The following is an 11,874-nucleotide window of genomic DNA, read 5'->3' as shown; positions in this document are numbered from 1 at the left end:
GGTCGGGTGACGACGACTGCTCCGGCCCCCGCACCCACCACCACCAAGCGTGTCCTGCTCGCTGCGCCGCGTGGCTACTGCGCCGGCGTGGACCGCGCCGTGGTCGCCGTCGAGAAGGCGCTCGACGCCTACGGCGCGCCCGTCTACGTGCGCAAGGAGATCGTGCACAACAAGCACGTCGTCGACACGCTGCGCGACCGGGGGGCGATCTTCGTCGAGGAGACGGACGAGGTGCCCGAGGGTGCGCGGCTCGTCTTCTCGGCCCACGGCGTCTCGCCCGCGGTGCGCGAGTCCGCGGCGGCCCGCAGCCTGGACACGATCGACGCGACCTGCCCTCTGGTGACCAAGGTGCACAAGGAGGCCGTGCGGTTCGCCAAGGACGACTACGACATCCTGCTGATCGGCCACGACGGTCACGAGGAGGTCGAGGGCACCGCCGGTGAGGCGCCCGACCACGTCCAGGTCGTCAACTCGCCCGACGAGGTCGACAAGGTCGTGGTGCGCGACCCCGAGAAGGTCGTCTGGATCTCGCAGACCACGCTGTCCGTCGACGAGACGATGGAGACGGTCCGGCGCCTGCGCGAGAAGTTCCCCGAGATGCAGGACCCGCCGAGCGACGACATCTGCTACGCGACCCAGAACCGTCAGGTCGCGGTGAAGAAGCTTGCCCCCGAGTGCGACCTGGTGATCGTGGTCGGCTCGGCGAACTCCTCGAACTCGGTCCGGCTGGTCGAGGTCGCCCTGCAGGCCGGTGCCCGCACGTCGTACCGGGTGGACCGGGCGACGGAGATCGACGACGCCTGGTTCGAGGGCGTCACGACGGTGGGCGTGACGTCGGGCGCCTCGGTGCCGGAGATCCTCGTCGACGACGTCCTGCGCAAGCTCGCGGACCACGGGTACGGAGAGGTGCAGGAGGTCCGCACCGCGACGGAGGACCTGATGTTCTCGCTGCCGCGTGAGCTGCGGGCCGGGCTCAAGGAGTCCGGCGGTTCGGACGACCGCCCGCGCCCGCAGAAGCGGCGTGAGCTGCCGATCCAGCCGGTCTGAGCCTCAGCCGACGGCGGGCCAGAACACCGGCACCAGCGCGACGGTCGCCACGATCACGAGCAGGGTGAGCATCCAGCCGAGGCGCGCGTAGTCGGTGAACCGGTAGCCGCCCGGGCCGTAGACCATCATGTTGGTCTGGTAGCCGATGGGGGACAGGAACGACGCCGAGGCGGCCACCGCCACGGCGACGGCCGCTCCGCGCGGGTCGACGCCGCCCGCGGCAGCCGCGTTGACGGCGATCGGCAGCATGAGCAGGGCGGCGGCGTTGTTCGTGATGAGCTCGGTGAGCACGATCGTGGCGAGCACGAGGCCGAGCAGCACGCCGTAGGGGCCGAGAGCGCCGGCCACCTCCACGAGTCCGCCCGCGATGATCTCGGCCAGGCCGGAGCTCTCCATGGCGGCCGCCAGGCCGAACGCCGAGGCGATGACGAGGATCACGTCGAAGTCGATCGCCCGGCGCGCCTCGGTCACGGTGAGGACCTTGGCGGCGAGGAGCACGGCGGCGGCGACCAGCGCTCCGTCGAGGATCGGCACGAGGCCCGTGGCGGCCAGGACGACCACCGCTGCCAGCAGCGTCACGGGGACCCAGGCGCGTGACGTCGCCACGGGCGGGCTCCCGTCGAGCTCGGCCACGAGGAGGAAGTCGGGCCGGTCGCGCCAGCGGTCCCGGAACCCGGGGTCGCTGACGATGATGAGGGTGTCGCCCAGCCGGATGCGCTCCGTGCCCAGCCGGTTCGCGACGAGCTGTCCGGACCGGTGGATCGCGAGGACCGCGGCCTGGTAGGCGGAGCGGAACCCGACGTCCTTGAGCGTCTTGCCGACGAGGGGCGACCGCTGCCCGACGACGGCCTCGAAGTAGCGGACGGCCGGCTCCTCGAGGTCCAGGACGTGCGCGAGCTCGGTGGACCGCAGACCGGGGGTGTCCTGGAGGTCGACGACCCGGCTCGCGGGGCCGACGAAGTGCAGACGGTTGTCCCCACGCAGGACCGTCTCGGGCCGGACCGGCGCGATGACAGTGTCGCCGCGGTCGACGGAGGCGAGGAACAGTCCCTCCAGGCGCCGCAGTCGTGCCTGCTCGACGGACTTCCCGTCCAGCGGACCGCCGGGCACGACCTGCATCTCGAAGGAGAACCGCCGGCCCTCCTCCTCGACCTCGGCGCGGGCCGACCGTCGGTCCGGCAGGACGACGGGCGCCATCACCACGAGCACGGCCAGGCCGACCAGGGCGATCGGCAGCCCGACCTGGGCGATCTCGAAGAAGCCCAGCTGTTCGAGGCCGAACGTCGTCATCTGGCTCGAGACGACCAGGGTCGTGGAGGTGCCGATCACCGTCAGCAGGCCACCCATGATCGCCGCGAACGAGATCGGCATGAGGAACTTCGACGGGGCGATGTCGCGCCGCTCCGCCCAGGCGGACACCTGCATCACCAGCATCGCGACGACGGGCGTGTTGTTGAGGAAGGCGGAGGCCGCCATGGTCGGGGTCAGGCTGCGCAGCAGCGGGCGCCGGTAGGTGCCGTTGTCGCCGAGCGTGCGTTGCATCACCGGTGTCAGGGCGCCCGTCTTCTCGACCGCGGCGGCCAGCACGAAGAGGGCGGCGACGGTGGCGGGGGCCGGGTTGGAGAACCCGGAGAAGGCCTCTTGCGGGGTGACCACGCCGAGCACGAGTACGGCGACGGCCCCACCGAGCAGCACCAGCGAGGGCGCGATACGCCCCCGCACCAGCAGCGCGAGCACCCCCACCACCACTGCCAGCGTCACCCAGGCGTCGACGCTCACGTTTCTCGCTCCACGGAGCGAGAGTACTTGCCCCGGCGGCGTCAGCCCGCAGCCGCGTCGGAGTCGTCCGCAGAGTCCGCGGCGCCGTCCTGGTCCTCGCGGCGCGCGGCCGCCCGCTCGAGCGCCCTGCGGTCCGCCTCGACCAGCGCCTCGAGCGCGGAGTCGGCGCTCACCGAGTCGATCGCGACGACGCCGCCCTCGTCGGCGGCCAGCAGCTCCGGCTTGGTGATGGGGCGCGGCGTCTCCTCCAGGCCGTGCACCTCGGAGATCTCGTCGCGCGCGTCGACGACGTCGAGCTCGACCATCCGGCGCGCCGAGGTGAGCACGTTCCGCTCGAGCGAGCCGACCATCGAGTTGTACGCCTTCGTCGACGCCTCGAGCGAGCGGCCCATCTTGGTCACGTGACCGGTCATCGTGACCAGCCGGGAGTGCAGCTCCTTGCCGACCTTCAGCACGCGCTGGGCGTTGTCCGCCAGCGCCTGCTGGCGCCAGGAGTAGGCCACGGTGCGCAGGAGGGCCAGCAGGGTGGCCGGGCTGGCCAGGATGACGTTCTTGCGCGCCGCCTCCTCCATCAGGGACGGGTCACGCTCCAGGGCCGCGGACAGGAAGGCCTCGGCGGGCACGAACATCACGACGAACTCGGGAGCCTGGTCGAACAGGTCCCAGTACCGCTTGGACGCGAGGTCGTCGACGTGCTTGCGCACGTGCCGGACGTGGGCGGCCATGCGGTCCTCACGCACCTTCGGGTCGTCGGCCTGCTGAGCCTCGAGGTAGCCGAGGAACGCGACCTTGGAGTCGACCACGATGTTCTTGCCGCCCGCGAGGTTGATCACCATGTCGGGCCGCAGCGTCTCGCCGTCGTCGTTGGTGGCCTGGACCTGGACGTCGAAGTCGACCTGCTCGATCATCCCGGCCGCCTCGACGACCCGCTGGAGCTGCAGCTCGCCCCACGCGCCTCGCTCCTGCGAGGACCGCAGCGCCGTGACGAGGTCGTTGGTGCCCTTGCGCAGCTCGGTGTTGACCTCGGCGAGGCTGCGCATGTTCTCGCTGAGGCGCGAGTCGAACTCGATGCGCTTCTTCTCCTGCTCGGCGACCTCGAGGCGTACCTGCTCCAGGCTCTTCCCGATCGGCTCGACGAGGGCGGCGAACGCCTGCTCGCGCTTGGCGAGGGTCTCGTCGCCCCGCACCGCGGACTGCTTGAGCCGCTGCTCGGCCAGGTCGAGGAACTGCTTGCTGCTGGACTGCAGGACCTCCCCGGCCAGCGAGCGGAACTGCTGGGCCGTGCGCTCCTGGTCGCCCTTGACCTCGGCGACCTGCCGTTCGGCGTCCTGGCGGACCTGGGCGAGCTGCTTGTCCGCCTGGTCACGGGCCGCCGCCAGCTCCCGGGCGTGCTGCTCGCGTGCGTCCACGAGCCGGCGCTCGGCCTCCTGGCCGGCCTGCTGGAGCTGGTCACGCAGGGTCGCGGTCTCGCGTCGTGCCCCGGCGAGGTCGCTCTGCAGGCGTACGGACTCCATCTCCCCGGACCGGTCCTGGCCGGTCGCGCGCAGGGCGTGCCAGAGCCAGCCGACGAGCACCCCCACGCCGAGGGTGCCGAGCGAGAGCAGCAGAGCGGTCGTCGTCTCCATGTGCTTCAGGCTGCCACGCGGCACCGACACCGGTGGGGGAGGCGCTCGGGGAGACGGGCGGATCCGGCGCCGCCGGGACGGCTACGGTGGTCCCGTGACAGCGCCTCCCGACCCCACGCACCGGGGTCCCGACCCGGCCGCAGCGCTCAGCCTGCGCGGCCTGTGGAAGAAGTTCGACGACAAGATCGCCGTCGCGGGGATCGACCTGGACGTGCCGGCCGGTTCGTTCTTCGGGCTGGTGGGCCCGAACGGTGCCGGCAAGACGACCAGCCTGTCCATGGCGACGGGGCTGCTGCGCCCCGACTTCGGCACCGCGCACGTGCTCGGCACCGACCTGTGGGCGCACCCCGACGAGGCCAAGGCCCGGCTCGGGATCCTGCCCGACGGCGTGCGCCTGTTCGACCGCCTGACCGGCGCCCAGCTGCTCACCTACGCCGGCCTGCTGCGCGGTCTCGACCGGCCCACGGTGGCGGAACGCACCGAGGAGCTCCTGGCGGCGATGGACCTCGCCGCGGACCGCGACACCTTCGTGGTCGACTACTCGGCCGGCATGACCAAGAAGGTGGCGCTGGCGAGCGCGATGATCCATGCCCCGCGCGTCCTCGTGCTGGACGAGCCGTTCGAGGCCGTCGATCCCGTCAGTGCCGCCAACATCCGCGACATCCTGCACTCGTACGTCGACGGTGGGGGCACGGTCGTCGTGTCCAGCCACGTCATGGACCTCGTCCAGCGGATGTGCTCGCACGTCGCGATCATCGCCGGCGGGCACGTGCTCGACGCGGGCACGGTGGACGCTGTGCGCGGCGAGCAGACGCTGGAGGACCGGTTCGTCGACCTGGTGGGCGGTCGGCGAGGGACGGAGGGCCTGGCGTGGTTGCGCACCTCGTCCGACTCAAGCTGAGGCTCCTCGTCAACACGTTGCGGCGCAGCGTGTGGCAGACCATCGGGCTCTGCTTCGCCCTGCTCTACGGGCTGTTCGTCGTCGGTCTCCTCGTGACGGTCGCGATCGCCGGCGGCCGGAACGACCCGGTGCTCACCGGGCAGCTCCTGACCGTGGTGGGTGCCGTCGTCGTGCTCGGTTGGTGGGTCGTGCCGCTGTTCGCGTTCGGGGTGGACGCCACGCTGGACCCGATGCGGTTCGTCACGTTCGCCATCCCGCGTCGCCAGCTGCTCGCCGGGCTCGCGGTGGCGAGCGTGGTGTCCGTCCCGGCGGCGGTGACGCTGCTCGCCGCGCTCGGCACCTCGTTCGCATGGGCGAGCGACCCGCTCGCGCTGCTCGCGGCGCTCGTCGGCGCCGTCGCCGCACTCGCGCTGTGCGTGGTCGGTTCGCGGGCCACGACGACGGCGCTCGCCCCGCTGCTCGACTCCCGCCGGTACCGCGAGATCCTCATGGTCGTGGCGATCGTCCCGCTCCTGCTGGTCGGTCCGGGCATCGCCTGGCTGACCTCCGGAGCCGAGCGGTCCGCCGGTCCGGAGGGCGTCACGGTCACCGCGTCCGGCCCCGAGCCGGCCGTGTTCGACGCGCTGGCCCAGGTGGCCGACGTGGTCGCGTGGACCCCCTTCGGAGCGCCCTGGGCCTTCGCCGGGGCCGTGCACGACGGCGCGTGGGGGCTGCTGCTGGCCCGTCTCGCCGTCGTCGTCGTCACCCTGGGCGTCGCCTGGTGGGTCTGGGACCGTGCACTCGCCCGCGCCCTGGTGAGCCCGCCGCACAGCGGCGCCGGCGGGAAGGTGCGCGGCCTGGGCTGGTTCGGCCGGTTCCCTGCGACACCCACGGGCGCCGTCGCCGCGCGGTGCGCCACGTACTGGTTGCGCGACCCTCGCTACGCCGTCTCGCTCGCGGTGATACCGCTGCTGCCGGTCGCGCTCGCGGCGTTCGGTCTGTCGTCCGGTGCGGGCGTCGGGATGCTGCTCGTCGTGGCGCCGTTGGTCGCCTTCATCCTGGGCTTCGGGATCTCCAACGACGTGGGGTACGACCACACGGCGTTCGCGCTGCACGTGGCCACGGGCGTGCCGGGTCGGGCGGACCGGTGGGGCAGGGTGCTGCCGGTCCTGGTCGTGGGCGTGCCGCTGGTGGCGGCGATGGCCGTCGCGGCCGCGGGCGCCGCCGCGAGGTGGGACGTCCTGCCGGCGCTGCTGGGCCTGTCGCTCGGCGTGCTGGGCGCCTCGCTCGGGACGTCGAGCGCCGTCTCGGCGCGGCTCGTGTACCCCGTGCCGAAGCCGGGGGAGAGCGCCTTCAAGACGCCGCAGGGCGCCACCGTCGCGACGCTGGTGGCGCAGTCGGTGGCGTTCCTGGTGGTGCTCGCGCTCGTGCTGCCGACGCTCGTGCTGGCCCTGGTCGCCCTGCTGGGTGGGGTGACCGGGTTCGGCTGGGCCGCGCTCGCCGTCGGGACCGCCACGGCGGCGGGGGCGCTCGCCGCCGGCACCCGCTGGGGCGCGCGGGTCTACGAACGACGCCTGCCGGACCTGTTGGCGCAGGTCACAGCCTTCCGCTGACCTGTCCCGCGGTGCCCACGCACCCGGGCGTGTCGCACGGACCTGACACACTGGTCGGCGTGAATTCTGCGAGTGACCGACCGGCAGCGACTCTTCCCGACGACTGGACGGCGGTGGCTCCCGGCCTCGCGGACGCTCCACGGCTGAGCGAGCTCCGCGCCCGGCAGGCCGCTCCGCACACCGGGTCGACGGAGGCCTACGTGCAGGCCGTCGAGAACGAGATCGCCGGCCAGGCGTCCTGGACGCGTCGGCACGTCGTGGTGCGTGACGCCGACGGCATCGTCCGTGCCTGGGCGCACGCCCACGACCGGGCGGCGGGCCGCGCGGTCATCGGGATCGAGGTGGACCGCACCGTGGCGACCGAAGTCCAGGAGCGGGTGGCCGCCTGGTGCTACGCGTGGCTGGCGGACGTCGGCCGGGAGCTCGCCCAGGTCCGCGGCCTGGAGGCCACGCAGCTCGACGCCGGGGCTTTCGCCGGCGACGACGTCGTGCGCGGCTGGTTGACCGCAGCCGGCTTCCGCCGCGCGCGCACCTGGTGGCACATGACGCGCCCGGTGGAGGCCCACGAGGGGGAGCCCGGAGCATTCCCCGCGCCCAAGGACGGTGTCACCGTGCGCCGGGTCTCGCAGCACGACAACGGCATCCCGGTCGCCGAGGACGTCAACGCCGTCTACCAGGTTCTGGAGACGGCGTTCACCGACCACTTCAACTCTTACCAGGAGTACTTCACGGAGTTCGTGCAGCGCCTGCGCGAGGACCCGGGGCACCGCTGGGACCACTGGTGGCTGGCGTTCACGGACGACCCCAACGCCCCCGAGGCGCAGCCGGTGCCCGCCGGTGCCCTGGTGGGATCGGAGTCCAAGCCGGACGCGTCCGGCAGCAGAGGGACCTACATCGACTACATCGGTGCGCTGGCCGAGGCGCGGGGCCGAGGCGTGGCGACCGCGCTGCTGTACGCCGTCATCGCCGACGCGGCCGCCCGTGGCCGTCGCCGGGTGGGTCTGGAGGTCGACGCGGACAGCCCCACCGGGGCCGAGGCGCTCTACACCAAGCTGGGCTGGCACACGGCGTACATCACCGAGTCCTGGCACCGGGACATCACGGTCGAGCCGTGACGGTCGAGGCGTGAGGCCCCGGGCCTGACCGGTCGCGGTGCGGACGATGCGTAGACTGGGCCGACGTGGCACTCACTATCGGCATCGTCGGCCTGCCCAACGTCGGCAAGTCCACCCTCTTCAACGCCCTGACCCGCAACACCGTGCTCGCGGCGAACTATCCGTTCGCGACGATCGAGCCCAACGTGGGAGTGGTGCCCCTGCCGGACGAGAGGCTCGGCAAGCTCGCCGAGATCTTCGGGTCCGACCGCATCCTGCCCGCGACGGTGTCGTTCGTCGACATCGCGGGCATCGTCAAGGGCGCCTCCGAGGGGGAAGGGCTCGGCAACAAGTTCCTCGCGAACATCCGTGAGGCCGACGCGATCTGCCAGGTGACGCGCGCCTTCGACGACGGCGACGTGGTGCGGGTCGAGGGCTCGCAGGACGCCGCCGGCGACATCGAGACGATCTCCACCGAGCTCATCCTCGCCGACCTCCAGACCCTGGAGAAGGCGCTGCCGAGGATGGAGAAGGAGGTCAAGATCAAGAAGGGCGACCCGGTCCTGTTCGCCGCGGCGAAGCAGGCCCAGGAGATCCTCGAGGCGGGCACCACCCTCTTCCAGGGCGCGAAGGCCGCCGGTCTCGACCTCGCCGAGATCGCCTCGCTGCAGCTCATGACGGCCAAGCCGTTCATCTACGTCTTCAACACCGACGACGCCGGGCTCGCCGACACCGCGATGCAGGACCGCATGCGCGAGCTCGTCGCACCGGCCCACGCCATCTTCCTGGACGCGAAGTTCGAGGCGGAGCTCGTCGAGCTGGAGCCCGACGAGGCGGCCGAGATGCTCGCGGAGTCGGGGCAGACGGAGGCCGGCCTCGACCAGCTCGCCCACGTCGGGTTCGACACCCTGGGCCTGCAGACGTATCTCACCGCGGGCCCCAAGGAGGCCCGGGCCTGGACCATCCGCAAGGGCTGGACCGCCCCGCAGGCCGCCGGCGTCATCCACACCGACTTCGAGCGAGGCTTCATCAAGGCGGAGATCGTCTCGTTCGAGGACCTGGTCGAGCACGGCTCGGTCCAGGCCGCCAAGGCGGCCGGCAAGGCGCGCATCGAGGGCAAGGACTACGTGATGGTCGACGGCGACGTGGTGGAGTTCCGGTTTAACGTGTAGCGTTATTAGCGCGCCCCGTCATAAACTGATCCTGTGATCAGGTCGTTCGGCAACAAAGACACCGAGCGACTGTGGCGTCGTGAGCGCGTGCGCTCGATCGATCCTCGGATCCTTCGGGTCGCGTTGCGCAAGCTACGTCAGGTGGGCTCGGCGGTGGCCCTCGAAGACCTGCGCCTCCCGCCCGCAAATCGACTCGAAGCTCTGAAAGGGAATCGGGTCGGTCAGCACAGCATCAGGATCAATGACCAGTGGCGGATCTGCTTCACGTGGACCGACGCGGGTCCCGAGGGGGTCGAGATCGTTGACTACCACTGACAAGCTCGAGCCGATTCACCCTGGAGAGGTCCTCATGGAGGACTTCATCGAGGGATTCGGCATCACGCAGAACAAGCTCGCCGTTTCGATCGGCGTGCCGCCGCGCCGAATCAACGAGATCGTGCACGGCAAGCGAGGGATCACGGCGGACACCGCGCTGCGCCTCGCGAAGTACTTCGGTACCTCGGCGGCGTTCTGGATCAATCTGCAGAGCCACTACGATCTCGACCGGGCCGAGGAACGGGCCGGGGAGCAGATCGACGGGATCAAACCCCTGCAGGTCGCGTGAACGACTGGCGCAGCGACCGCGTGCGCGCGGCGATCGAGGGGCGTAACCCCACAGTGCTCGCCAAACTCGGCGCTGCCTTCGCCGTGATCGGGGACGTCCAGTTCCTCCCTGGCTACAGCCTCGCCCTCACGAAGACTCCCGGGGTCGATCGCCTCTCGGACCTGCCGCGTGTGGAACGCCTTGAGTACCTTGCCGACGTCGACCTCGTCGCGGCCGCCGTCGAGATTGTCTGCTCCCGGCGCGACGACGGATACCGTCGGGTGAACGTCGAGATCCTCGGCAACACCGACGCCTTCCTCCACACCCACATCTGGCCTCGGTACGAGTGGGAGCCGCCGGAGATCGTCACGAAGCCGGTCTGGCTCTACCCGGCCGAGCGGTGGCGGGACCCGGCTACCGCCCTCGGTGCGAGGGATAACGGCCTTCGCCAAGAACTCGCTGAGGAGATCGCCCGGTTGCGGGAGCGTCTCTGACGTTTCTATGTGCGGGAACGTGGTGGAATTTCGTTTTGCGCTTTAACCTCTGGCGCTGGGGTTGTTGAGTAGCGTCACTCGTTCTCGATCAGTGTGATCATGGCTCATCCGATCTGAGGGTGTAGCAGCGGTGGCGTGACCGGGTCCGGAGATGGGTCGAGGTCCCCTGATGATGGGGGTTCCTACACCAACCCATCCAGAAGACCTCGACGTGAGTGACGCTACCTTCCATCGCCCTGACCTGACCACGTTCTGCCGCCTGGACGAGCTCGGGCTCGTCGTGGTCGGGCAGCGATTGGAGCCCGACCGCGCGGTGCTGGAGTGCCGCGTCCTGGCCCGCGCTGAGGACGTGTTCTGCCGAGGGTGCGGCGCGGAGGGCACGCCGCGCGGCACGGTGTCCCGGCTGCTGGCGCACGAGCCCTTCGGATGGCGGCCGACGACGCTGCTGATCAGGGTGCGCCGCTACCGCTGCGCGACGTGCCGGCAGGTGTGGCGTCAGGACACCACGGGCGCAGCCGAGCCACGGGCGAAGCTCTCGCGGGCGGCAGTGCGTTGGGCCTTGGTCGCGCTGGTCTGCCAACATCTGACGGTCGCCAGGATCGCCGAAGCTCTGGACGTGGCCTGGGATACGGCGAACGACGCCGTCCTCGCCGAGGGCCACCGGATGCTGATCGACGACGAGGCCCGGTTCGACGGCGTGGCCGTCATCGGAGTCGACGAGCACGTGTGGCGGCACACCCGCCGCGGGGACAAGTTCGTCACCGTGATCATCGATCTCACCCCGATACGGGACGGCACCGGGCCGGCCCGCTTGCTGGACATGGTCGAGGGCCGCTCCAAGAGCGCGTTCCAGACCTGGCTCGCCGCCCGCCCGAAGGCCTGGCGCGACGGCGTGCAAGTGGTCGCGATGGACGGCTTCACCGGGTTCAAGACCGCCGCGGCCGAGGAGCTGCCCGACGCGGTCGCGGTGATGGACCCGTTCCACGTCGTGCGCCTGGCCGGTGATGCCCTGGACCGCTGCAGGCGCCGGGTCCAACAAGACCTGCACGGCCACCGCGGCCGCGCCAAGGACCCGCTCTACTCAGCCCGGCGGACCCTGCACACCGGTGCCGACCTGCTCACCGACAAGCAGAAGACCCGGCTGGAGGCGCTGTTCGCGATCGAGGAGCACGTCGAGGTCGAGGCGACCTGGGGCATCTACCAGCGCATGATCGCCGCATACCGCCACCCCGACCGCGCCCAGGGCCGTGCTCTCATGACCGCGGTGATCGACTCGGTGGCCCGCGGCGTTCCGGCCGCGCTGAGCGAGCTCGTCACCCTAGGACGGACCCTCACCAAGCGCGCCGCCGACGTGTTGGCGTTCTTCGACCTGCCCGGCACGAGCAACGGACCCACCGAGGCCATCAACGGCCGTCTCGAACACCTCCGAGGCTCCGCCCTGGGCTTCCGGAACCTGACCCACTACATCGCCCGATCCCTCCTGGAAGCCGGCGGCTTCAGACCCCGACTATGTCATGTCTCAGGACATCGTGGTCAGATGTGTCTCAGGACATCGTTGACATGGGCATGTCTCAGGACTTCGTGGAC

General features: G+C 71.0%; 11 protein-coding genes. 9 read left to right on the top strand and 2 right to left on the bottom strand.

Annotation, left to right across the window (positions count from 1 at the left end; all coding sequences use genetic code 11):
- Window positions 1-6: 6 nt before the first annotated feature.
- Complete coding sequence (locus ACWAT2_RS18550; RefSeq protein WP_402372114.1) at window positions 7-1,047, top strand: 4-hydroxy-3-methylbut-2-enyl diphosphate reductase; 1,041 nt, start codon at window positions 7-9, stop codon at window positions 1,045-1,047.
- Window positions 1,048-1,050: 3 nt separating this feature from the next.
- Here ACWAT2_RS18550 and ACWAT2_RS18545 read toward each other — a convergent pair whose 3' ends face one another.
- Together ACWAT2_RS18545 and ACWAT2_RS18540 are read right to left on the bottom strand one after the other, a co-directional pair.
- Complete coding sequence (locus ACWAT2_RS18545; protein WP_402372113.1) at window positions 1,051-2,826, bottom strand: SLC13 family permease; 1,776 nt, start codon at window positions 2,824-2,826, stop codon at window positions 1,051-1,053.
- Window positions 2,827-2,867: 41 nt separating this feature from the next.
- A complete protein-coding gene (locus ACWAT2_RS18540) occupies window positions 2,868-4,451 on the bottom strand; it encodes a DNA recombination protein RmuC (protein ID WP_402372112.1) in 1,584 nt (527 codons plus the stop codon).
- Window positions 4,452-4,545: 94 nt separating this feature from the next.
- On the opposite strand from ACWAT2_RS18540, the gene ACWAT2_RS18535 reads away from it, so the two are divergent.
- The 8 genes from ACWAT2_RS18535 to ACWAT2_RS18500 all read left to right on the top strand — a co-directional run.
- Entirely contained in the window at window positions 4,546-5,352 is an 807-nt protein-coding gene (locus ACWAT2_RS18535; RefSeq protein WP_402372111.1) for an ABC transporter ATP-binding protein, read from the top strand.
- Complete coding sequence (locus ACWAT2_RS18530; protein WP_402372110.1) at window positions 5,322-6,944, top strand: hypothetical protein; 1,623 nt, start codon at window positions 5,322-5,324, stop codon at window positions 6,942-6,944. The genes ACWAT2_RS18535 and ACWAT2_RS18530 overlap by 31 nt, the downstream gene beginning before the upstream one ends.
- A 59-nt stretch (window positions 6,945-7,003) precedes the next feature.
- Window positions 7,004-8,059: a GNAT family N-acetyltransferase gene (locus ACWAT2_RS18525; protein WP_402372109.1), complete on the top strand. Its 1,056-nt coding sequence runs from the start codon at window positions 7,004-7,006 to the stop codon at window positions 8,057-8,059.
- 65 nt (window positions 8,060-8,124) lie between these two features.
- A complete protein-coding gene (gene ychF, locus ACWAT2_RS18520) occupies window positions 8,125-9,210 on the top strand; it encodes a redox-regulated ATPase YchF (RefSeq protein WP_402372108.1) in 1,086 nt (361 codons plus the stop codon).
- A gap of 33 nt (window positions 9,211-9,243) precedes the next feature.
- Window positions 9,244-9,525 (top strand): type II toxin-antitoxin system RelE/ParE family toxin, encoded by a 282-nt coding sequence (locus ACWAT2_RS18515; RefSeq protein ID WP_402372107.1) that lies wholly within the window; start codon window positions 9,244-9,246, stop codon window positions 9,523-9,525.
- Window positions 9,512-9,814: a HigA family addiction module antitoxin gene (locus tag ACWAT2_RS18510; protein ID WP_402372105.1), complete on the top strand. Its 303-nt coding sequence runs from the start codon at window positions 9,512-9,514 to the stop codon at window positions 9,812-9,814. The genes ACWAT2_RS18515 and ACWAT2_RS18510 overlap by 14 nt, the downstream gene beginning before the upstream one ends.
- Window positions 9,811-10,287: an HIT family protein gene (locus ACWAT2_RS18505; protein ID WP_402372104.1), complete on the top strand. Its 477-nt coding sequence runs from the start codon at window positions 9,811-9,813 to the stop codon at window positions 10,285-10,287. The genes ACWAT2_RS18510 and ACWAT2_RS18505 overlap by 4 nt, the downstream gene beginning before the upstream one ends.
- 211 nt (window positions 10,288-10,498) lie before the next feature.
- The coding region (locus ACWAT2_RS18500; protein ID WP_402372102.1) for an ISL3 family transposase at window positions 10,499-11,874 on the top strand (1,376 nt) is incomplete at its 3' end.

It is taken from the genome of Isoptericola sp. GX10416 (assembly GCF_056590155.1).
The sequence above is the reverse complement of the archived record's forward strand: the minus strand, read 5'-3'. Positions and strand labels throughout refer to the sequence as shown.

Excerpts from the sequence above, each read along its gene's own strand:
- ACWAT2_RS18540 (WP_402372112.1), bottom strand. The coding sequence starts at position 4,451 with ATGGAGACGACGACCGCTCTGCTGCTCTCGCTCGGCACCCTCGGCGTG.